The sequence below is a fragment of the Maricaulis sp. genome, assembly GCF_030149425.1.
Lineage (GTDB): Bacteria > Pseudomonadota > Alphaproteobacteria > Caulobacterales > Maricaulaceae > Maricaulis.
Map to the genome: position 1 here is coordinate 1 of NZ_JASBRQ010000002.1, position 22,617 is coordinate 22,617.

Annotated in this window: 20 protein-coding genes; 7 read left to right on the forward strand and 13 right to left on the reverse strand. The window is 61.9% G+C overall.

Annotated features, from left to right (window positions below):
* Positions 1 to 182, forward strand: a 182-nt coding sequence (locus tag Q1V57_RS00055) for a hypothetical protein (protein ID WP_300526749.1), incomplete at its 5' end; no start/stop codon positions are given.
* Positions 183 to 231: 49 nt separating this feature from the next.
* Complete coding sequence (locus Q1V57_RS00060; RefSeq protein ID WP_300526750.1) at positions 232 to 2,277, forward strand: lytic transglycosylase domain-containing protein; 2,046 nt, start codon at positions 232 to 234, stop codon at positions 2,275 to 2,277.
* Here Q1V57_RS00060 and Q1V57_RS00065 read toward each other — a convergent pair.
* Positions 2,274 to 3,272, reverse strand: coding sequence for a threonine/serine dehydratase (locus Q1V57_RS00065; protein WP_300526751.1), 999 nt, complete (start codon positions 3,270 to 3,272; stop codon positions 2,274 to 2,276). The genes Q1V57_RS00060 and Q1V57_RS00065 overlap by 4 nt on opposite strands.
* A 152-nt stretch (positions 3,273 to 3,424) precedes the next feature.
* Between Q1V57_RS00065 and Q1V57_RS00070 the strand changes: the two genes are divergently transcribed.
* On the forward strand, positions 3,425 to 5,068 hold the full coding sequence (locus Q1V57_RS00070; protein WP_300526752.1) for a long-chain-fatty-acid--CoA ligase: 1,644 nt from the start codon (positions 3,425 to 3,427) through the stop codon (positions 5,066 to 5,068).
* A 205-nt stretch (positions 5,069 to 5,273) separates the two neighbouring features.
* Positions 5,274 to 5,462, forward strand: coding sequence for a superinfection immunity protein (locus Q1V57_RS00075; protein ID WP_300526753.1), 189 nt, complete (start codon positions 5,274 to 5,276; stop codon positions 5,460 to 5,462).
* Between the two features lie 126 nt (positions 5,463 to 5,588).
* On the opposite strand, the gene Q1V57_RS00080 is transcribed toward Q1V57_RS00075, so the two are convergent.
* From Q1V57_RS00080 to kbl, 7 genes are all read right to left on the reverse strand, one after another.
* Positions 5,589 to 6,206, reverse strand: coding sequence for a nitroreductase family protein (locus Q1V57_RS00080; RefSeq protein ID WP_366145042.1), 618 nt, complete (start codon positions 6,204 to 6,206; stop codon positions 5,589 to 5,591).
* Between the two features lie 50 nt (positions 6,207 to 6,256).
* Complete coding sequence (locus Q1V57_RS00085; RefSeq protein ID WP_300526755.1) at positions 6,257 to 6,613, reverse strand: hypothetical protein; 357 nt, start codon at positions 6,611 to 6,613, stop codon at positions 6,257 to 6,259.
* Positions 6,604 to 7,632 (reverse strand): L-threonine 3-dehydrogenase, encoded by a 1,029-nt coding sequence (gene tdh / locus Q1V57_RS00090; RefSeq protein WP_300526756.1) that lies wholly within the window; start codon positions 7,630 to 7,632, stop codon positions 6,604 to 6,606. The genes Q1V57_RS00085 and tdh overlap by 10 nt, the downstream gene beginning before the upstream one ends.
* Positions 7,633 to 7,649: 17 nt before the next feature.
* Positions 7,650 to 8,327 (reverse strand): hypothetical protein, encoded by a 678-nt coding sequence (locus Q1V57_RS00095; RefSeq protein ID WP_300526757.1) that lies wholly within the window; start codon positions 8,325 to 8,327, stop codon positions 7,650 to 7,652.
* A 110-nt stretch (positions 8,328 to 8,437) separates the two neighbouring features.
* Positions 8,438 to 8,824, reverse strand: a complete 387-nt coding sequence (locus Q1V57_RS00100) for a hypothetical protein (RefSeq protein WP_300526758.1) — start codon at positions 8,822 to 8,824, stop codon at positions 8,438 to 8,440.
* A 102-nt stretch (positions 8,825 to 8,926) separates the two neighbouring features.
* The gene (locus Q1V57_RS00105) at positions 8,927 to 10,369 is read right to left on the reverse strand and encodes an amidohydrolase family protein (RefSeq protein ID WP_300526759.1); all 1,443 of its coding nucleotides are present in this window, start codon (positions 10,367 to 10,369) and stop codon (positions 8,927 to 8,929) included.
* A 98-nt stretch (positions 10,370 to 10,467) separates the two neighbouring features.
* The gene (gene kbl, locus Q1V57_RS00110) at positions 10,468 to 11,670 is read right to left on the reverse strand and encodes a glycine C-acetyltransferase (RefSeq protein ID WP_300526760.1); all 1,203 of its coding nucleotides are present in this window, start codon (positions 11,668 to 11,670) and stop codon (positions 10,468 to 10,470) included.
* A 232-nt stretch (positions 11,671 to 11,902) separates the two neighbouring features.
* Here kbl and Q1V57_RS00115 point away from each other — a divergent pair, with 232 nt between their 5' ends.
* Entirely contained in the window at positions 11,903 to 13,819 is a 1,917-nt protein-coding gene (locus tag Q1V57_RS00115; protein ID WP_300526761.1) for an EAL domain-containing protein, read from the forward strand.
* Between the two features lie 11 nt (positions 13,820 to 13,830).
* On the opposite strand, the gene hutU is transcribed toward Q1V57_RS00115, so the two are convergent.
* The 4 genes from hutU to hutI are packed head-to-tail and all read right to left on the reverse strand — an operon-like array spanning position 13,831 to position 19,032.
* Complete coding sequence (hutU, locus tag Q1V57_RS00120; RefSeq protein ID WP_300526762.1) at positions 13,831 to 15,501, reverse strand: urocanate hydratase; 1,671 nt, start codon at positions 15,499 to 15,501, stop codon at positions 13,831 to 13,833.
* Positions 15,498 to 16,310 carry an N-formylglutamate deformylase gene (gene hutG, locus Q1V57_RS00125; RefSeq protein WP_300526763.1) on the reverse strand — a complete coding sequence of 271 codons (813 nt, stop codon included), beginning with the start codon at positions 16,308 to 16,310 and terminating at the stop codon, positions 15,498 to 15,500. Before hutG ends, hutU begins: the two co-directional genes overlap by 4 nt.
* On the reverse strand, positions 16,307 to 17,824 hold the full coding sequence (gene hutH / locus Q1V57_RS00130) for a histidine ammonia-lyase (RefSeq protein WP_300526764.1): 1,518 nt from the start codon (positions 17,822 to 17,824) through the stop codon (positions 16,307 to 16,309). Before hutH ends, hutG begins: the two co-directional genes overlap by 4 nt.
* Positions 17,821 to 19,032, reverse strand: coding sequence for an imidazolonepropionase (gene hutI / locus Q1V57_RS00135; protein WP_300526765.1), 1,212 nt, complete (start codon positions 19,030 to 19,032; stop codon positions 17,821 to 17,823). The genes hutH and hutI overlap by 4 nt, the downstream gene beginning before the upstream one ends.
* A 76-nt stretch (positions 19,033 to 19,108) precedes the next feature.
* Here hutI and Q1V57_RS00140 point away from each other — a divergent pair, with 76 nt between their 5' ends.
* The gene (locus Q1V57_RS00140; RefSeq protein WP_300526766.1) at positions 19,109 to 20,476 is read left to right on the forward strand and encodes a formimidoylglutamate deiminase; all 1,368 of its coding nucleotides are present in this window, start codon (positions 19,109 to 19,111) and stop codon (positions 20,474 to 20,476) included.
* Between the two features lie 3 nt (positions 20,477 to 20,479).
* Complete coding sequence (locus tag Q1V57_RS00145) at positions 20,480 to 21,232, forward strand: UTRA domain-containing protein (RefSeq protein ID WP_300526767.1); 753 nt, start codon at positions 20,480 to 20,482, stop codon at positions 21,230 to 21,232.
* 181 nt (positions 21,233 to 21,413) lie between these two features.
* On the opposite strand, the gene Q1V57_RS00150 is transcribed toward Q1V57_RS00145, so the two are convergent.
* Positions 21,414 to 22,604: a serine hydrolase gene (locus Q1V57_RS00150; RefSeq protein ID WP_300526768.1), complete on the reverse strand. Its 1,191-nt coding sequence runs from the start codon at positions 22,602 to 22,604 to the stop codon at positions 21,414 to 21,416.
* Positions 22,605 to 22,617 lie beyond the last annotated feature (13 nt).

Consider the following 22,617-nt stretch of genomic DNA (forward strand, 5'->3'; position numbering starts at 1 on the left):
CGTTCTGCAAGCGCGGCAACCATATCTTCATCGACGGCACCGTTCTTGAAAGGCGTGACGAGCGCAGTGATGGAGCCCTTGAACATGTTTCAATCTCGAAAGCTGATTATGAGGCGGCGGACCATATCGGGGCAATCGGTCCGGGCCAAGCTTTCTCAACAAGGCTGGACAGCTGCGTCTGATTGCGGTGAAGTGATCTCGCCCCAAACCCCAGGACGCGTATTGCGAACGATGATCGCCCGTAGCCTCACTGTGCTTGTAATGCTGGCAGTCATGGCCCCCGCCATGGCCCAGACCCCGACGCCGCGTATGCGGCCTGTCCCTGAAAACCATTCGGCATTTCTCAATGATGCCGATTTCCATCTGTTCCGTGAGGGACTTGATGCTGCCGAAGATGATCAATGGAGCGATGTCCGCGACGCCCGCGACCGCCTGACCGATCCGGCTTCACGCGCCGTCCTGTTGTGGATGATCGCGCTGAACGACCCGCGCGCTACCTTCCTCGAACTCGACATGTCGCTGCGCGAACTCGACAACTGGCCGCGCGACAGCTTCATCCGGTCTGAAGCGGAATCGAAGATTTCCACCTCCGGACTGTCCGCTCCCTTCATCGTCAGCTGGTTTGAAAACAACCCGCCGGCCACCGGCCGAGGACGCATCGCCCATGCCGAAGCCCTGATGGATATGGGCCGGGTCGATGAGGGCGAGGCCCTGCTGCGCGAGACCTGGCGGACCGGCCGCCTGCCCCTGCCCGAACAACGCCGGGTCTATCGCACCCATACGGATCGCTTTACCGAGGAAGATCATCTCGCCCGGGTCGATTATCTGATCTGGTCGGGCCAGCGCACCGCCGCGCGCCGCGTCGTGCCGCTTCTCGAAGGTGGCAATCGCCGGGTGGCCGAAGCACGGCTTCGCCTCGCTGGGCGCCAGAGCGGTGTTGACCGCGCCGTTGATGCCGTCCCCGCGAGCCTGCGCAATGACCCCGGTCTGGTCTTCGAACGCGCCCGCTGGCGCCGCCGCTCCGGTCTGCGCGACAGTGTACTGCCGCTCTTGCTGCAATTGCCGGACGCGCACACCGACACCAACGCGCTCGACCTGATGTGGACCGAGCGCAAGCTGATGATCCTGACCCTGATCCGGGACCAGGATTTCGAGACCGCCTATGAGCTGGCCCGGGCCCATGGGATGGAACGGGGCGCCGACTTCGCCGACGCCGAATTCCTCGCCGGCTGGCTGGCCCTGGTTCATCTCGACCGCGCGCCGGAGGCCATGGCTCATTTCCGCCAGCTTCGGGAAAATGTCTCCACCACTGTTTCGGTGTCGCGTGCGGCCTACTGGATGGCCCGCGCTGCCGATGCCATAGGCGATCCGGTCATGGCAGCCGAGTATTACACCGAGGCCGGCGAACACAGCACGGCTTATTATGGCCAGCTCGCCATTGCCCAGCTGGCGGGCGAGGAAGCCCAGCTCGCCTTCGAGGCCGACCCTGTGCCCTCTCTTGAGAGCCGCAATGCGTTTGAGAACCGGCTTGAAATCCAGGCCATGCGCCGCCTGGCCGAGCAGGGTGAAGACTATTACTACCGCCTCTTCAGCTATCGCATGGACGATTTGGTCGATACTCCGGAAGACGCTGTGCTGCTCGCGGATCTGGCCAATGAATATCTCTACACACGCCAGTCAGTCCGGGCGGCCAAGGCCGCGCGCCAGCGCGGCATGGTCCTGCCGCAAAGCGCCTATCCGACCATTGATCTGCCCGAGACCGGCGCCCGGGTTTCCCGCCCGTCCGACGAGATTGTTCACTCCGTGATCCGCCAGGAGACCGAGTTCTCCCAGCAGGCCGTTTCCGGCGCCGGCGCCCGTGGCATGATGCAGTTGATGCCGGCCACCGCGCGCCAGACTGCCCGGGAAATCGGCGAAGGCTATCGCCGCAACTGGCTGACCGATGATCTCGACTACAATTTGACCTTGGGCATGCACCATCTCGCAGAAGTGCTCGACGAGTATGACGGCAATTATGTCATGGCGCTGGCGGCCTATAATGCTGGCGGCCATCGCGTGCGTCGCTGGATTCAGGATTATGGCGATCCGCGCGATCCCGATGTCGACCCGATCGACTGGGTCGAGAGCATCCCCTTCTCGGAAACGCGGAACTACGTTATGCGCGTGCTTGAGAACATGCAGGTCTACCGGACGCGACTGGCCGATGATGCCCCGGCCGCGCTGACCATCGAGGATGATCTGCGGGCCGGTTCCAACCCGCCTGATCCGTCGAACTAGATTTCGCCGCGCTCCAGCGCCCGTTCAAACATCGCCCGGTCGACATTGCCGCCGGAGATGATGACGAGGGCCGTCTTGCCGGCGAGATCAATCTTGCCGGTCAGGGCCGATGCCAGAGCGACCGCCCCACCCGGTTCGACGACGATTTTCAGATGGCGCCAGGCAAAGGCCATGGCGGCGAGCACCTCGTCATCACTCACCGCCGTGCCGCCTGCGAGCTGGTGCGAGTTTATGCTCCAGGTCAGATCGCCATGGGTCGGCGTGATAATGGCATCGCAGATTGAACCGGCGAGCTTGTCATTGGTCACTTTTGAACCGGTCTCAATGGTTCGCTTCATATCGTCGAAATCGACCGGTTCGGCGGCCCAGATTTGTGCCTCCGGGTGATGTTGTTTCACCGCCAGCCCGACGCCGGCAATAAGACCGCCACCGCCGGCACAACACAGCACGTGGTCGGGCCTCGCCCCGGCGTCGCGCAGCTGCTCGACTGCTTCCAGGCCGGCCGTGCCCTGACCGGCAATGATGTATTTATTCTCAAAGGGCGGCACCAGCGTGCGGCCCTCCTCCCGGGCGATGCGGGCGCCGATTTCCTCGCGGTTTTCGCTATAGCGGTCATAGCTGACCACTTCGCCGCCCCAGAAGCGCACGCCCTGTACTTTCACATCGGGCGCATCCGAGGGCATCAGGATCTTGGCATGCGAGCCCAAAAGCCGCGCCGCTGCGGCAACGCCCTGGGCGTGATTGCCGGAGGAATAGGCCATCACGCCGCGCTCTAACTCATCCCGGCTCAGACGGGAAATACGGTTATAGGCACCGCGGAATTTGAAGGAGCCGGTGCGCTGCAAGGCTTCCGGCTTGACGAAAACCCTAGCCCCGGTGCGCTCATCAAGAACATCATTGCGCATGAGCGGTGTGCGAACTGCCTGGCCCTTAATGCGGGCCGCCGCCTCCTCCACATCGGCGTAGACCGGGATCTCGCTCTCATCGAAGGGCATGAAGATTCTCCAAAATTTGCCTGTTTGGGGCTCTTGCCGCCAAAGCCATAAGCAATATCGTTACGCCGTGCAAAGGGATTGCGCCGCCGTGCGAGAAGCCTTTTGATAAGACAATACCAAAACGCCCAACCGGTTGAATAAAGGGGAGAGAGATGACGATGCACGGACTGATGATGGATTGTCCGCTGATGATCTCGGACATTCTGGTCCACGCCAGCAAATGCCATGGCGACCAGGAGATCGTGACACGCCTGCCTGAGAGTGGCCAAACCCATCGCCAGAATTATCGCACCACGCACGAGCGTACCAAGCAGCTCGCCAATGCGTTGATCGAGGATCTGGGCATCGAGCAAGGCGATGTGGTCTCCACCATCGCCTGGAACTCCCACCGCCATATCGAGCTCTATTACGGCATCTCCGGCATCGGCGCGGTCGTACATACGGTCAATCCGCGCCTCGACCCGAAACAGCTGATCTGGATGCTGGCCCATGCCGAGGCCAAGGCTGTCTTCTTCGATATCCAGTTCGCTCCGCTGATTGATGGCATCGCCCAGCATTGTCCGAATGTGAAGCACTGGATCTTGATGGCGGAAGACGCTCATCTCGGTGCCGTGCAGACCGAGTGCCGCAGCTATGAGACTCTGATCGGTGGCAAGTCCTCGGATTTCACCTGGCCGGTCTTTGACGAACGCACCGCGCTGGGCCTGTGCTATACGTCCGGCACGACGGGCGACCCCAAGGGCGTCCTCTACTCCCACCGTTCCTCCATCCTGCACGCCCTGGCCTGTTCCGCTTCAGACGTGATCGGCGTTGGCGCCAGCGGCGTTCTGTTGCCGGTCGTTCCGATGTTCCACGTCAATGCCTGGGGTATTCCCTACGCGGCGCTGATGAATGGCGCGAAACTGGTCATGCCGGGCCCGCAGCTCGATGGCGAGAACCTGCACGCCATGATCGAGGAAGAGGAAGTCAGCTATGTCGCCGGCGTACCGACGGTCTGGCTCGGCCTTTTGAACTACCTCGAACAGAATAATAAGCGGATCGACAGCATCAAGCGCGTGCTGATCGGTGGCTCGGCCCTGCCGGAAGCCCTGCTGCGCGCTTACGAGGACAAATATGGCGTGACCATGCAGCAAGGCTGGGGCATGACCGAAATGTCCCCGCTCGGCACCGTCAATGCCGCCCTGCCCAAGCATGGCGATCTCGACCGCGAGGAAGAAATCAAGATCAAGCTGAAACAGGGCCGTCTGGTGTTCGGCGTCGGCATGCGCATTGTCGATGATGAAGGCAAGGAACTGCCCTGGGACGGCGAGAGCTCCGGCCATGTCCAGGTCCGCGGTCCGTGGATCGCGTCCGGCTATTTCAAGGGGGCCGGTGCGGAAAGCTTCACCGAAGACGGCTGGTTCATGACCGGCGATGTCGCCTATCTCGACAGCGACGGCTTCATGACCATTACCGACCGCTCCAAGGACGTCATCAAGTCCGGCGGTGAGTGGATTTCCTCAATCGACCTGGAAAACGAGGCCATGGGCCATCCGGATGTGGAAATGGCCGCTGCAGTCGGCATGCCGCATCCGAAATGGCAGGAACGCCCGCTGCTCGTCGTCCAGGCCAAGGCCGGTGCGCCGAAGGATGCCGAGAGCATTCGCGCCTTCCTCGCCGACAAGGTGGCAAAATGGTGGATCCCGGACGGGATCGAATTCATCGACGCCATGCCGATCGGCGCTACGGGCAAGATGCTGAAGACCAAGCTGCGGGAAATCTACAAGGATTACGAATTCCCGGCGGTCGACGCGTAAGCGCGTCCATCCATCCGAGTACACGACACGGCCGGCAGATCATTCTGCCGGCCGTTCCCTTTTTAGGGCTAGGAACAGCCGGGACGCCAATCCGCACGTTCCCCCCTTACCCCCCCTTGCGCCAGACGGGGCCGGCTCCTAAATTCATATCGTAATTCGATAAGGACCAGGGCAGAGCACGGCCTGGGCGAACATGGGAACAGGAATGGGACCGGAAATTGTCATCGTCAGCTTTATCATCGGCTTCCTGCCGACGCTGATTGCGCTCTTGCGCGGCCACGACAACACCTTCGCGATCTTCCTGACCAACCTGCTTCTGGGCTGGACCGGCATTGGCTGGATCATCGCCCTGATCTGGTCCTTCACAGCGATCCGCTCGCGCGTGCGGTCATAACCCGGCGTTCCCTCCCCGCCGGATAAAACAGACAAACGCGTCTCCTCCCCAAGGACGGAGCACCCGGGCCAGCCTCACGGTCCGGGTGTTCTCGTTTTGGCGGCATGTTGGTACCGGCTGCGGGTGTCAGACCCAGCCGGAGATGTCGTCGAGAGATTTCTTGATCAGCGCATGCTCGGGCACGGTGGCGTCCGGGGTCGGATGCCCGGCGACGATGAGCATGTAGGCTTTCTCGTCGAGCGGCCGGTCACAGACCTCGTTGAGAAAGCGCATCGGATTGGGCGTATGGGTCAGCGTCACCAGGCCGGCCTGATGCAGGGCCGCAAGCATGAAACCGCAGGCAATGCCGACGCTTTCATTGATGTAGTAATTCTTCTTGCTGTCCTCGACCGAAACCCCGCCGCGTTTTTGCGCAAATACGGCGATGATCACCGGGGCGGTTTCCAGGAAAGGCTTGTCGGCGTCGGTGCCCAGGGGCCTGAGCGCTTCGAGCCATTCATCGCCCGCCTTGCCCTCGTAGAAGGCGCGCTCTTCGGCCTCTGCGGCCTCGCGCAGCGCTTTGCGTTTGTCCGCATCGACGATGACGGAGAAGTGCCAGGGCTGGTGATTGGCGCCGGACGGGGCCGATCCCGCCGCCTGGATCGCCTGCTCGATAATGGCCCGGTCGACCGGCCGGTCATCGAAATCCCGCACCGTGCGGCGACGCTTGAGATCGGTGGTAAAATCCGTGATCCGCGAGAGCATCTGCTCCGGCGGATAATCGACCACGTTTTCCAGTGGCACGCGTTTATCAGTCAAATCAAATCCCCGAATAATCTGACATAGAACAGATAGGCAAAGAGAAGCACCATCATATAGATGACCAGGAACATGGTCAGCGAGAAACGCTGGGATACCAGCCAACCTCTCAGGAACATCCCCACCGGTCCCGGGATACGCTCCAGATTAGGCGCGAGCCAGCTCACATAATAGCGGTGCAGGATCACACCGGTGCACAGGAACACCGCAAGCACCAATCCGATGCGCCAATCGCTGTACTCCGAGGTGGCAAAGCCGAGAAGAAAGCCGACCACGCCCCAAAAAAATGCGTCGAGCAGCGCCCGCTTCAGATCAACCTTACGGACCGGTTCATCCCTGCCCTCTAGCCCCAATCGAGTATCACCTTGCCAGACTTGCCCGAGCGCATGGCGTCAAAGCCCTTCTGGAAGTCGTCCGCACCATAGCGATGGGTGATGACGCGGCTGACATCAAGACCGCTCTCGAGCATGGCAATCATCTTGTACCAGGTCTCGAACATCTCGCGCCCATAGACGCCTTTCAGCGTGATGGCCTTGAGGACGAGTTGACCGAAATCCACCGGGATCGGCTTGGCCGGCAGGCCGAGCATGGCGATCTTTCCGCCCATGATCATGTTGTCGAGCATGGTTTTGAAGGCCGGCTCGGCACCGGACATTTCCAGGCCGACATCGAAGCCCTCGCTCATCTTCAGCTCGTGCATGACGTCTTTCAGATCTTCCTGGGAGACATCGACCGTGCGGATATTCGGCGCCACCTGGCTGGCCAGATGCAGGCGGTGGGTATTGATATCGGTCAGCACGACATGGCGCGCACCGACATGACGGGCGATTGCCGCGGCCATGATGCCGATCGGGCCCGCACCGGTGATCAGGACATCTTCGCCGATCAGGTCAAACTTCAGTGCCGTATGGACCGCATTGCCGAGCGGATCGAGGATAGAGCCAAGCTCATCGGTGACAGCCTCCGGCAGCGGCACAACATTGAAGGCCGGCAGTTTGAGGTATTCGGCAAACGCGCCCGGCGCGTCGACGCCGATGCCGCGGGTCTCCGGATCAAGGTGGAAGCGCCCGGCGCGCACCGCGCGGGATGTATCGCCGACGACATGGCCTTCGCCGGAGACGCGCTGGCCGACCTTGACCCGCTTTACATTGCCGCCGACCTCGACGATCTCGCCGGCATATTCATGCCCGACCACCATCGGCGTCGGCACATGCTTTTGCGCCCAGTCATCCCAGTTATAGATATGGATGTCGGTGCCGCAGATGGCGGTCTTGCGGATCTTGATGAGGACATCATCCGGACCGATCTGAGGGACCGGTTCATCGCTCATCCAGATGCCTTCTTCAGCCTTGGCCTTCACCAGCGCTTTCATGGGATCTCCCGCCGTTCTTATTTTCCGGCGCGAAGATAGACGATTGCGATGACAGGAAAAGAGAGCATTGCAACAACCAGCAGCGGATAGGTCATGGCCATGACGCTCCCATCAGGCTGAGTGAACCAGCCAATCGCAATCGGGACGGCGCCCAGCACCGGAAACAGGGCCAGAATGCGCCGCTTTTCCAGCAACAAGACAAGGCTCATCCAGACCATATAGCCGGCAATGGCCCACCATTTGATCCAGCTGTGGGAATTGAGCGCATCGAGCCGCTCGGTCGGATCTGCGCCGGCTTCAAGGTCTGCAAGGATACGGTTGGCCACCTCATTCTCGGCCAGATCGGCGCCAATCACGAAGACCGCCACCAGGGCACCGAGCCAAGCCAGATGAACCCCACGCAGGCCGAGCGCCACAAACAGGCAGGCCGCAAGGCCGGCAAAGGCGAAGGGAAAATACATGTCCAGAGCCTGAACCCCGATCATGTATTCGCGCAAAGCCGCCCCTTCGGCACCGGTTATGAAGGCCAGATCGTCGAGCGACCTGGCAAAATACAGCGCCAGGATTTCGCGCTCATGGCCATTAGGTAGAGCCGCGGCTCCAGCCGGCGCCGGCTGCCCCATCAAATAGGCCAGAACCAGAGCCGCCACGGTCAGGGCCAGGCTGAAAAGCAAAAAAATGCGTGAAAGTGACATGGAACCTCCCCCGGGGTTTTGCCCGACGCTCCCATGCGAAACGGGCGGAGGCAAGCCCCGCCCGTTGATCAGCCTATTGCTTTCCCACTATCGCTTTCCCCCTATCGCTTTCAACGCGCGATCGGCCGCGAGGCTTCCAGGATCGGCAGTCCGGCCTCGGTGGGAATATAGATCACGTCCTGGCCGTTTTCACCGAGCGACTGGATCCAGAGATAGCGCAGATAGCCCTCCGGTCCGCCCAGTCCTTCCGCGACAATGGAGTTGGCCTCAGCCACACCCCGGGCCCGGGCCACCTCAGCTTCAGCATTGAGCTCTTCGGCTTCGAGCCGCGCCTGGGCCTCGAGAACAGCGATACGACGGTTCTGTTCTGCCCGCACCAGTTCAGCCCGGCCGGCCAATTCCTGCTGCCAGACGCCATATTGCGGCAAGCCCCAGAGCGCACCGCCCAACACAGCGACGCCGAGCACGCCAACGGTGATAATGGATCCGATTTTCATACAGCTCTCCTGTCCGATCGTGGGGAATTACCCACGCGATGACAACAGGTTAGCGATTTCGCTCCTGCACAATAGAGGGAATGGAGAAGTGAGAATCCGGGGTCAGTTGGACGAGGTCTGACCGGCTCGCAAACTTTCCCGCTGGATCGGGCGTCCGTGCAGGATCACAGTCTCAATGCTATCCCACGCCTCTACCGTCTCAAGCGGGTTTGCACGCAATAAAAGCAAGTTGGCGATCTTTCCCGGTACAACCGTGCCGTAATCAGCTTCGAGGCCGAAACGGCGAACATTATTGATCGTACCGGCTTCAAACACGGCCGCCAGGGACACGCCGCCCTCAGCGATCGAGATCATTTCCCGCAGCGTGCACAGGCCCGCGTGGTTGGCAAATGTCGGCGAACCCGGACAATCACTCGCCAAAAGGATCGGATGTCCCCGCTGGTGCAGATAACCTGTTGCCGCCTGGGCGCGGCCGACACCATAACCGAGGATAGAGCCGACCTCCTCTGCAGGCATTTCAGGAGGGAAATCCGATGCCAGTTCCTCGCTAAAAAAATCGGATCCGCCAGCACGATAAAAGGCCATTAAAGACGGCGGCACAACATTGAGAAAACCCGGATCATCCAGTGTCCCCTGAAGCATATGTCGGGAGATGCCGGTCATCACCATATGGGTCGGCATGTAACCGACAGCGTCGGCGACAAGGCGATCAAGCGTCTCGACAACTGGCGCTTCGCCATCCGGCCAGTTCCAGTTCCACATACCATGCGCCATGATATCGACACCGCCATCCAGGGCATGGCGGTACATATCGACCGCATTGGCATGCGCTACCACCGGCAGGCCATAGTCATGAGCGGCATCGACCAGCTCGCGGATCAATGCGGTGTCGAAAACCGGCCAGGCATTGGCATCGCCAAACCCGTCCTCGACATAAATCTTCACGCAAATTGCGCCATCCTCAGCGATTTCCCGCGTTACCCGCGCGGCCTCACCTTCCAGGGCGGGATCAATCTCATAGCTCGACAAGGCAGCGCGCTCACCCTCACCCAGCTGATTGCCGGGATATCCGCCCGGCGTGGGGATTTCCCCACATCGGAAGAAGTCCGGGCGCACAGGCTGATCCTCGAATGTCTGCCAAGCATTGAGCGGTGACGGATCAAGGATTTGCGTCACGCCGTGATAGAGCAGGCTGCGCGGCTGCTGTTCGACATAAGCAGCCGTAAGCTCCGGATTCGCTGCAGCAACTCCGACGCCAATAGCGCCCATGCCGGGCACGAAGGAGACATGGTGATGGCTGTCCATCAGACCCGGCGTCAGGTATTTTCCGGCACCGTCGATCACGGTGACATTTTCAGCTGCCGACAATGGCAAGGAGGACACAGCCGTGATGCGTCCGTCCTCGATCAGCACCGAATAACCGTCCAGCGGCGCGGCACGTTCCGGCGAGAGCACGGTAACATTCTCGATCAGCAAGTCCTGGGCGGTCGCGACTGGCGCTGCCACAGCCGAAAGCGCCAACAAGGAGATAAGCTGTAAGCGCATGAAAAGCCTCCGGACAAAGCGCAAGTGATCTTCCCGAACACATCGCGCGCGCGCCGTGATCGCAACTCACAAATCAGCAATGTCTAAACGCGTTAGCCCTAGATAACACCGAGTTCCTTGCCGACCTTGGTGAAGGCGGCGACGGCGCGATCGATCATTTCCGGCGTATGCGCGGCAGACATTTGCGTGCGGATGCGTGCCTTGCCTTTGGGCACCACCGGATAGAAGAAGCCGATGACATAAACGCCTTCCTGCATCAGCTTGGAGGCCATTTTCTGGCTCAGGGCAGCGTCGCCCAGCATAACGGGAATGATCGGGTGCTCACCGGGCAGAAGGTCAAAGCCCGCAGCGCTCATCCCGGCCCGGAAGCGTTTGGCATTGTCCTGCAGGCGGGCGCGCAGGTCGTCGCCCTGCTCCACCATATCCAGCGCTTTCAGCGAGGCCCCGACGATCGAGGGCGCCAGCGAGTTCGAGAAGAGATAGGGCCGCGAACGCTGCCGCAGCATGTCGATGATCTCCTTGCGCGCAGCGGTGAACCCGCCCATCGCGCCGCCAAGCGCCTTGCCTAGCGTACCGGTGATGATGTCGATCTCGCCGAGAACGCCGCAATACTCCGGCGTGCCGCGCCCCTTGGCCCCCATAAAACCGTGCGCATGGCAGTCATCCACCATAGTCAGCGCGTCATATTGCTTGGCCAGCGCGACGATAGATTTAAGGTCAGCGATATAACCATCCATCGAGAACACGCCATCGGTGACGATCAGGATGTGACGGGCGCCGTCAGCGCGCGCCTGTTTCAGCTGTACTTCCAGATCAGCCATGTCCGAATTGGCATAGCGATAACGCTTGGCCTTGCACAGGCGGACGCCATCGATGATGGAGGCATGGTTGAGCGCGTCAGAGATAATCGCATCTTCCGGTCCAAGCAGCGGCTCGAACACGCCACCATTGGCGTCGAAAGCCGCGGCGTAGAGAATGGCGTCCTCGCATCCGGTGAATGCCGCAATCCTGGCTTCGAGCTGTTTGTGAATGTCCTGGGTGCCGCAGATAAAGCGCACCGAGGCGACACCGAAACCATGTGTGTCCAGCGTTGCCTTCGCGGCGTCGATCAATTCCGGGCGATTGGCGAGGCCGAGATAGTTATTGGCGCAGAAATTGATCACATGACTGTCCTGCCCGTCCTCACGCACATCAATTTCGGAAAACTGCTCCGACGTAATGACGCGCTCGCGCTTGTACAGACCGTCGGCCTCGATCTGTTTCAATTCGCCCGCGAGAAAATCGTAAAAGGCAGAGGACATGACGCAGCTCCAAATCAGGATGAGTTGCGCCCCTTCTATTCAGCCCGGCGGCGGTTGTCATCCCGCTTACCTGTGACGCCCTTCAAACCGCCTCCTGCGTGCATCCGCTCATATCGTATGACTAGGTTTTTGCTCAGCCTTAAGGCGCTCCGGGTAAGAGTGCCGGGAATAAAAACAAGTGGGGCCAAGCGTGAACTCGGCTGAGAAGAACGCGCAAATCCAAGACGAACTCGTGACCACCTTCCGCCCGATCGTGAATGGGGCGGGACTGGTGGGCATGGCCTTCTTTGCCTTCAATGCCATCAAGCGCTTCGGCTTTTCCGAAGGCCTTGGGCAAATGGTGATGGGCCCGCTGGCGATCTTTTTCGGTGTGGCCAGCGGCGTGATGTGGCTTTGGACCCGCAAAAATCGCACCTCCTTCCAGCTTGAAGTGTGCAGCGCGGTGATCTGCCTGGCCCTTTTCAGCAATACAGTGACCCATTTGCTGATCGGCTTTGAAGCGGAAAATCTGATGTATTTCGCGATCATGATGCCGGCTTTCGCACTCATGACCCCCAGCTTCCGAATGGCGATGTTCTGGACGGCGCTTTGCGTTATCGCCATGCTTGGTGTGGTTTGGATCAACACGCCAGAGCTGATCTTTGAATATATATCGGTTGCTGTTGCCGGCGTTCTGGGGGCAGTGGCAGCAACAACGCTCATCCGCGGAGCGATATTCAACGCGGTTTCTGCGCGCCTGGAAGCCGTCAAGGAACGCGAGGAGGCCTTGAGGATTTCCGTCAAGGATGCGCTGACCGGCTTGCCCAACCGGCGCAGCTTTTTTGATGGCTTTGAAGACCGCCTCGACGGTCTGCGCGACAGCGGACGCAAGTTTCTCCTTATCCTTGTCGACCTGGATGGCTTCAAGCCCGTCAATGATGTCTATGGGCACAGCGCTGGTGATGATCTTCTTCGCGCCGTGGCCGGGCGGCTCGAGGCCGCCAGTCCGAAGGGCGCCATGGCCGCACGGTTGGGAGGCGACGAATTCGCTGTCCTCGCGGACTATCCGGCCCAGACGGCAGAGGTCCGCCGCATCGCCTCTCGGCTCGTCGATGCACTCTCCCTGCCCTATTCATTGCCGGCGGGCGTTGTTCGGATCTCCGGCTCGGCGGGGGTCTATGTCTGTGAACGGACGGATCTGGAAGCCAGCGCCATGATCGAGCGAGCTGATCATGCTCTCTATCAGGCCAAGAATGAGCGCCGGGGCGAAGCGGTAGTCTTTTCCAAAAGGGACGAGGTCGACCTGGCCAATGTCAATCATGTCGACCGCTGTCTGCGCCAGGCCGATCTGGAAAATGAACTCTCTCTCGTCTTCCAGCCGCAATTCGACCTGGTCAATAATCGCGTTTCCGGCTTCGAGGCCCTCGGGCGCTGGAATAACGAACAGCTCGGCGCAGTTCCCCCGAGCATTTTCATCGCCGCGGCCGAACGCACCACGCAGATGAGCCGGGTGACCCATGTCCTCTTGGGCAAGGCCCTCAAGGCGCTGGCCGACCTGCCCGGGGGTACGCGCCTGGCGGTAAACCTCTCGGCTCACGATTTGATGTCGGAAGCCAATGTGCAGAAAATCGCCGAACAGATCCGGCTCAGCGGTGTTGACGCGACGCGGCTGGAGCTCGAGATCACCGAGACAGCGATGCTGGATGATCAGGATTTCGCCTCGCGATCACTGGGTGAGCTGCAGGCCTGCGGTGTTTCGATCGCGCTGGACGATTTCGGCTCGGGATACTCCAATTTCAGCTATCTGCAGCGCCTGCACGTCTCCAAGCTGAAAATCGACCGCAGTTTCGTCAAACCCTTGATGAGCGAAGCCTCGGCGGCAAAGATCCTGCGTACGCTGATCTCACTGTCGAAATCGCTCAGTATGGAATGCGTGGTGGAAGGTATCGAGAAGCCCGAGGAGATGGCCTACGCCACCGCCTTTGGCGCCCGCTATCTGCAAGGCTTCCTATTGTCCAAGCCGATGCCGCTCGAGGCGATCCCGGACTTTATGACGGGTGTTCCAACCTGGATTGAGCAGATGCAACAGGAAGCCGGTGCGGTCGATATCGACGCGGTTACGGCCAGGCCCTCCACACGTCTGTCAACCGCCCGCCGGGCCCTGCCCTAAGCGCGCCCGGTCTAATCCAGGCTGGGCAGATCAAGCCCCTGCTCCCGGGCACAATCAACCGCGATTTCATAGCCCGCATCGGCATGGCGCATGACGCCCGTCGCCGGGTCATTCCACAACACCCGCTCGACCCGCCGCGCCGCTGCCTCGCTGCCGTCACAGAGCACGACCTGGCCGGAATGCATGGAATAACCCATGCCAACCCCGCCGCCATGATGCAGCGACACCCAGGTCGCACCGGATGCGGTATTGAGCAGCGCGTTGAGCAGCGGCCAGTCAGCGACGGCGTCGGACCCGTCCTTCATCGCCTCGGTTTCGCGGTTGGGTGACGCTACCGACCCGCTATCGAGATGGTCGCGGCCGATCACGACCGGTGCGGACAATTCGCCCTTGGCCACCATTTCGTTGAAGGCCAGTCCGAGACGGTGGCGATCACCCAGCCCGACCCAGCAAATCCGGGCCGGCAGGCCCTGGAAATGGATTCGCTCCCGGGCCATGTCGAGCCAGCGGTGCAGATGCGTGTCGTGCGGCATCAACTCCTTCACCTTGGCGTCGGTCTTGTAGATATCCTCCGGATCCCCGGACAGCGCAGCCCAGCGGAAGGGCCCGACGCCGCGACAGAAGAGCGGGCGGATATAGGCGGGCACGAAACCGGGGAAGTCGAAAGCATTTTCGACCCCTTCATCCTGCGCCATCTGACGGATGTTATTGCCATAGTCGAGGGTCGGAATGCCCTGCTTCCAGAACTCCAGCATGGCGCGGACATGCACGGCCATCGACTGCTTGGCCGCCGCTTCGACCTCTTCCGGGGCGGTTTCGCGCTTGGCGTCCCATTCCTCCAGCGTCCAGCCGGCCGGGAGATAGCCATTGACCGGGTCATGGGCCGAAGTCTGATCAGTGACCATGTCGGGACGTTCACCGCGGCGCACGAGTTCGGGGAAAACCTCGGCCGCATTGCCCAGCAGGCCGACGGAGATCGCGTCGCCTTTGGCACAGGCCGCCTTGATCATCTCCAGCGCTTCGTCGAGATCATTGGCGCGCTTGTCGAGATAGCCGGTCTTGAGCCGCATCTCGATCCGGCTCGGCTGGCATTCCACGGCCAGCATCGAGGCCCCGGCCATGGTGGCTGCCAGCGGCTGGGCGCCGCCCATACCGCCAAGCCCTCCGGTCAGGATCCATTTGCCGGTCAGATCACCGCCATAATGCTGCCGGCCGGCCTCAACGAAGGTCTCATACGTGCCCTGCACGATGCCCTGGCTGCCGATATAGATCCACGACCCCGCCGTCATCTGGCCGTACATCATCAGACCGGCCTTATCGAGCTCGCGGAAGTGCTCCCAATTGGCCCAGCCCGGCACCAGGTTGGAATTGGCCAGCAATACCCGCGGCGCATCGCTATGGGTGCGGAACACGCCGACCGGCTTGCCGGATTGAACCAGCAGCGTCTCGTCTTCCTTCAGCCGTTTCAGCGCTGCGACGATCCGGTCATAACTCTCCCAGTCACGCGCCGCCCGGCCGATACCGCCGTAAACCACCAGCTCTTCGGGCTTTTCCGCCACTTCCGGGTCGAGATTGTTCATCAGCATGCGCAGCGGCGCTTCCGCCCCCCAGTGCAGCGCATCAAGCTCGCTGCCATGCTTGGCGCGAATGGTTCGGGCGTTGTCGAGACGGGTTCCGGTCATGCTGAGGCTCCGGCGTAAAGGTCTGCGGCAGCGTCAAGCGCTGCGGCGATGATGGATTTGAGGACCGGGCGCAAGCGCGCCGCCCGGTCCGGGTCGAACGTGAAATCAGGAGCGGGCGACATGTAGGCGTCCTGCCCGATCTCCATTTGCAGGGCGTGAACCTGCCGCTGCGGCTGGCCGTAATGGCGGGTGATCCAGCCGCCCTTGAAGCGGCCATTGCACACCGAGCTATATCCGTCGGCCAAGGCCAGTTCCGCGCGTGCGGCGCGCTCGATCAACGGGTCGCAGCTGGCGCCTGAATAGGTTCCCAGATTGAGGTCCGGCAAAGCCCCGTCGAACAATCGCGGCACCGTGCTGGCAATCGAGTGCGCATCCCATAACACCGCATAGCCATGGCGCTTCACCGCACGATCCAGGGCCGCACCCAGCGCCTCGTGATAAGGCTGGAAATAATCCTGTTTGCGCTGCTCGATCTCATCGGCTGCGGGCACCTCGCCCTCGCGGTAAAGCGGGCCGCCGTCAAACAGCTCCACCGGCACCAATCCCGTCGTCGCCTGCCCGGGATACAGCGATTGCCCGCCGGGGTCCCGGTTCAGGTCGACCACATAGCGTGAATACTGCGCCGCGATGATGGTCGGATCGAAGGCGTCGAGAAAATCGTAGAGCTCGGGGATGTGCCAGTCCGAATCCGGCAAGCGTGCGGCGGCCGGTGTCAGCCTTGCCGCAAGCCCCGGCGCGAGCTGGAGACCGGAATGCGGCATGGAGACGACCAGCGGCCCGGAGCCGGAGCGTTCACGCACAACACTCACTGCACGGCTCCGGGCAAGCCATCAGCCAGTACAGCGGTGCTGATCAGACGCTTGGCGGCCTCCAGGTCCGGGGCGAGATAGCGATCATCGCGCAGCTCCGGTATGTCGCTGCGGACGCGGTCGTGCACGGCCCGCAGGCGCTGCGATGTGGACAGCGGCGCATGGAAATCGAGCGCCTGAGCGGCCACGATCAACTCGATCCCGAGCACACCGCAAAGATTGTCGGCCATGTCCAGCAAGCGCCGCGCGCCATGCGTCGCCATGGAGACATGATCTTCCTGATTGGCGCTGGTGGGAATGCTGTCGACACTCGCTGGATAAGCCCGCTGCTTGTTTTCCGAGACCAGGGCCGCGGCTGTCACATGGGCAATCATATAGCCCGAGTTGAGACCCGGCTCCGGCGAGAGAAAGGCCGGCAACCGGCTCTGGCTCGCATCGGTCAAAAGCGCCACCCGGCGCTCCGACAGCGAGCCGATTTCCGCCGCTGCCAGGGCCAGTTGATCGGCGGCAAAGGCGACGGGTTCGGCGTGAAAATTTCCTCCCGACAAGGCCTCGTCCTGGTCCGGGAAAATCAGCGGATTATCGGTCACCGCATTGGCTTCAACCTCAAGCACACGCGCCGCAGACCGCATCAGATCTAGCGCCGCCCCCATCACCTGGGGCTGGCACCGCAGGCAATAGGGGTCCTGGACTTTTTCGCAATCGGTATGCGAGCTGACGATCTCGCTGCCTGCCAGCAGAGCCCGGATACCGGCCGCAATTTCGATCTGCCCCTGCTGCCCGCGCAGCGCATGAATACGCGGGTCGAAGGGCACCAGGGAGCCTTTCGCGGCATCAACGCTCAGGGCGCCGGTAATCACCGCATTGGAGAAGGCTGTATTGAGCTGGAACAGGCCGGCCAGGGCCAGCGCCGTGGAAACCTGGGTGCCATTGAGCAGCGCCAGCCCCTCTTTCGGAGCCAGCTCGACCGGGGTGATCCCGGCCGCCGCCAGAGCTTTGGCCGCCGGCATACGCTCGCCCCGGTAGACAGCATCGCCACCGCCCATCATGGCCAGCGTCATATGCGCCAGCGGGGCCAGGTCGCCGGACGCCCCGACCGAACCTTTTTCCGGGATTATCGGCGTAACGCCGGCCTCGGCCATGGCCTGCAGCGTCATCAGGGTGGACCAGCGGATCCCCGAAGCGCCCCGCCCCAGGCTGGCCAGCTTCAGGGCCATGATCAGACGCACAACCGCAGCCGGCAGCGGCTCGCCCAGCCCCACGGCATGGGACTCAACGAGGCGCTGTTGCAGGAGCCCGAGTTGATCCGGCGCGATACGCGTATGCGCCAGCTTGCCGAAACCGGTATTAAGCCCGTAAACAGTGCGACCCGATCGGATCAGGCGTTCAACGCTTTGCGCCGAAGCATCAACAGCCACCCGCGCGGCCGGATCAAGAGCAAAGCCGGAGCCGGAATAGACCCGCTCCCAATCGGCCAGGTCCATGCCGCCCGGCCTTATCACCACCTGGCTCATTGCCACTCTCCACTCAGAATTCTTGCATGCAGCGGTCGATGACCGATCCACTGGATCAGCTCGGCCGGATGGGTCACATCCCAGATCGCCAGATCGGCGCGTTTGCCGGTTTCAATCGTCCCGATATCGCGTTCCAGACCCAGGGCCCGGGCCCCTTCACGGGTGATGCCGGCCAAGGCCTCATCGACCGTCAGGGAGAACAGCGTGCAGGCCATGTTGGCCGCGGTCAGAAGCGAGACCAGCGGCGAGGATCCGGGATTGGCATCGGTCGCCACGGCCATCGCCACGCCCCGCTGACGCAAGCTCGCTATTGGAGGATATTGCGTTTCGCGCAGCGTGTAGAAGGCACCGGGCAACAGCACCGCGACACTTCCCGCCTGTGCCAGCGCCGCAACGCCCTGCTCGCTGGTATATTCGAGATGATCCGCTGACAGCGCGCCGAACTCCGCGGCCAGCGCCGCACCGCCGCTATCACTGAACTGGTCGGCATGAAGTTTGACCGGCAATCCCGCATCCCGAGCAGCCGCGAAAACCCGCCGGGTCTGATCGGCGGAGAAGGCAATGCTCTCGCAATAAGCGTCTACCGCATCGGCGAGCCCTTCCCGCGCCGCCTCACGGATCAACGGCAAACACACGTCATCGATATAATCATCGGCGCGGCCGGCAAACTCGGCCGGTACGGCATGGGCGGCCAGCAAGGTCGTCACGACCCGCAATCCCGACGCCAGGCCGCAAGCACGCGCCGCCTTGAGCATGGCCAGTTCGCTCTCGAACTCGAGGCCATAGCCCGACTTGATCTCAACGGTGCCGACACCTTCTTGCGCGAGCTGATCCAATCGGCTCAGGGCAGCAGCGGCCAGTTCGGCAGCTCCGGCCTTCCGGGTCTCCCGGACGGTCCGGGCAATGCCGCCGCCGGAGCGGGCAATTTCCTCATAGCTTTCGCCATCCAGCCGGCGTTTGAACTCGTCCGAGCGGTCACCAGCGAAAACCAGGTGGGTATGGCAATCCACCAATGCAGGCGTGACCCAGCGCCCGTCCAGGCCGATGGTCTCGATGGCGTCGCCCGGCGCCTCTGCTCGTGGTCCCGCGAAGGCGATCCGGTCTCCGATTATGCCCAGCGCGCCATCGTGCACCTCCGCCAGCCCGCCAGCGTCATCAGACACCATGGTTGCGAGGTTCACATCAGTCAGAAGTTTATCCAGTCGCATGCGGCGATCCCGGCTTGGCATTATTTGTATATGCAAATAATAAGAAGTCGAAGCGCTGTCCACTGGCCGAGCGAAGATGAAACACCTGTTTTTTGACCATGCCCTGTTGAAAACCGGCTGGGCCGAACATGTCCGCGTCGCTATCGACGATGATGGCCGGGTGCATTCGATTGAGCCTGGTACGGCTGCGCAGACAGGCGACAGGCCTCATCGGATCGGCCTGCCCGGCATGGCCAATCTGCACTCCCACGCCTTCCAGCGGGCCATGGCCGGTCTGAGCGAATTCCGCACGGCAGGACGAGACAGTTTCTGGTCCTGGCGCGAGCTGATGTATCGCTTCGTGGCCCGGCTGGGGCCGGACGATCTCGAGGCCATCGCCGCCCTGGCCTATTGCGACATGCTGGAAACGGGCTTCACCAGCGTTGGCGAGTTTCACTATCTGCACAATCAACCCGGAGGGCAGCCCTATGGCGCCCCCGCCGAGATGAGCGAGCGTATCATCGCGGCGGCGTCCCAGACCGGTATTGCCCTGACGCTGATGCCGGTTCTGTATCGATGGTCCGGCTTTGACCGCCAGCCGGCACAGCCGCGGCAAGCCCGGTTCACAAATGATCTGGACCGGTATGCCGCCCTTTATAATTCAGCCCGTGATGCTGTCGCGGGCCTGCCGCGGGCAAAGACCGGCCTGGCGCCGCACTCCCTGCGCGCGGTTGATATGGCGGACCTGCAAGCGCTCCTCAGCCTGGATAAGGGCGCGCCGGTGCATATCCACATTGCTGAACAGACCGCGGAGGTCGAAGCCTGCATCGCGGCACACGGGGCGCCCCCTATTGCCTATCTGCTCGACCAGGCAGAGGTGAATGAGGCCTGGTGCCTGGTACACGCGACCCATATGACCGATGCCGAGACCGATGCCCTGGCCCGCACCCGGGCTGTGGCCGGCCTGTGCCCGATTACCGAGGCCAATCTGGGCGATGGCATCTTTCCGGCCCCGCGTTTTCTGGCCCGCGATGGCCGTTTCGGTATTGGCAGTGACAGCCATATCCGCATTGACCTCGCCGAAGAGTTGCGTCTGCTCGAATACGGACACCGCCTGCAGGTCCGTGAACGCAACGTCCTGGCCCGTCCCGGCGAGGACACCGCGAGCGCCCTCTATACCCGCGCCGCTAAGGGCGGCGCCCAGGCCATCGCCCAGGGCTCCGGCCAGATCGAAACCGGACAGCCGGCCGATATTGTCACCCTCAATCCTGATGCGCCGGTTCTGCGCGCCAGCGACCCAACTGCGATAATCAGCAGCTGGATATTCAGCGGCGATGGACGCTGCATCGAAACGGTCTATGTCTCTGGCCGGAACATTGTTGAAAACGGACGTGCGATAGCACGCGATGAAGTCGAGCGGCGTTTCGGGGCAACGCTGAAACGGCTTCGCAATTGGGCCGGTTAGTCAATGAGTGAATGGCGCGAACAACTTGAATTGGACGGACAGGGTGCCGTCTATGAGCAGATCAAACGCGCATTGTCGGTCAATATCCGATCGGGAGATTGGGCGCCGGGTCACCGTGTCCCGGGCGAAGAAGACCTCGCCGACCATTTTGGCGCCGCCCGCATGACGGTCCACCGCGCCCTGCGCGAGCTGACCGATGAAGGGTTGATCATCCGGCGCCGCCGGGCCGGCAGTTTTGTCGCCCTGCCCCCGCCACCCGCTGCGATGCTGGAAATCGTCGACATGTCCAGCCTCATTCCGGGCCGCGGCCAGCGTTATAGCTATGAGTGCCTGGTCAATGAGACGATCTCTGCCGACGAGGAAACGGCCAAGCGCATGCGCCTTGAGCCCGGCAGCCCGGTGCAGCGTATCCTGTGCCGGCATTATGCCGATGAAGATGTGGTCGAGCTGGAAGAACGCTGGATCAACCTCACCCTTCTGCCCGAGGCCCGTTCAGCGGCCTTTGACCGCTCAAGCCCGGGCGCCTGGTTGCTTTCGGTCGCCCCCTGGACCGAGGCTGAGCACACAGTGTCTGCACATAATGCGGATACGGTCACGGCAGAGCGGCTGGACACGGCAATCGGGCAAGCCTGCCTGATCCTTGAACGCCGCACGTTCCAGGCGCAAAGCGTTGTGACTTATGCTCGTTTGACCCATCCAGGCGACCGTCACAGCATGAGTGAACGATTCATCCCGGGCAATGGTTCGCAATCGTAATAAATTGCTTCAGACCATCGCATAAATCATTCACGACCTTAAACGACCGAATTTCCCGAATCGTGCGTTACACGCTAGGGAGGCTGTCGTTATGCGTACCATTCTTGTCTATATCGTCCTGGCATTCGCCGTGTTTTTCCTGCCGCCGCTGACCGAGAGCGGCGCCCAGTCCATGCTCGGCTTACGGGCGGATAGCGGCCATCAAATGCTCGATGAATGCGCCACGTTCGCGCGCTTCAATCCAGCGTACGACGGCGACAATGTCATGCTCGGGGTCGATATAGACCATGTTGGCCCCTGCCCCCAGATAAGCGAAACTCGTTTGCGGAGCAGCCTCTACTGAGATCGTCGCACCGTCGATATCGGGGCGATTGAGGAAGAAGTTCATATAGCCATAGTGCGGCGCCATAGCGGTCGGGGTCAGCGACGCCTCGAACCAGTCTTCCGACAAGATCTGTTCACCGCCCCAATTGCCGCGATGCAAGCCCAACAGGCCCAGCCGGGCCTGGTCATAGGCGGACAGCATCATGCCGCCGCCCCAATGACCGCCGCCTGAGACCGACCACATGCGTTCCCCGTCGATCTCGACATAGGAATTGTGATAGCCGTGCCATTCCCACGTCCCGGATGAACCGATCGGCTCCATGATTTCTTCCGCCAGCACATCCGGCAGCGGCCGCTCGAACACGTGCAGGGCGGCGAGCGCCAGCGCGTTGACCCGGACGTCATTATACTCCCACGCCGCACCCGGCTCTGGCGGACCGGCCACCAGGTCGCGCGCTGGGTTGTCACGGGCCGGGCGATCGGCCCAGGCCGGCTTGTCCCACAACGTGCCCCACCAGCCCGAAGTCTGGCGCAGCATCTGATCCCAGGTAATGGCGCGGTTATGCTCGGTCTGGAACAGCGGATCGCTAACATAGTCGGAGACGCGGTCATCGACGCTGGCGATCAGCCCGTCATCAACAGCAATGCCGACGACATGGCTCAGGAAGGTCTTGGAGATCGAAAAGGTCATGTCGACCCGGTCCAGATCTCCCCATTCAGCGACGATATAGCCATCGCGCAGAATAATCCCCGCCGGACCACCGCGGCGGCGCAACTCACCGAGCGGGCTGGAATGCGGCTCGAACGCCCAGGTCAGCGGCACCATGACCGAGAGGTCGCGGACATCCACGCCCTCCCAGCCGTCGCGAGGCCGGGTTTCATTATCGATCGCGAACTGGACCGCGGCCTGCAGCGCATCGGGATCGAAACCGAGGGTTTCCGGGGCCCGCCTCTCCCAGGCCTCATCGCCGCGCGGCGGCCAATAATCCTGGGCCCACCCGGTCGACGCGACCAGACACAGTCCGAGACCCGCAATAACAGCCCGCATAACAACCCTCCCC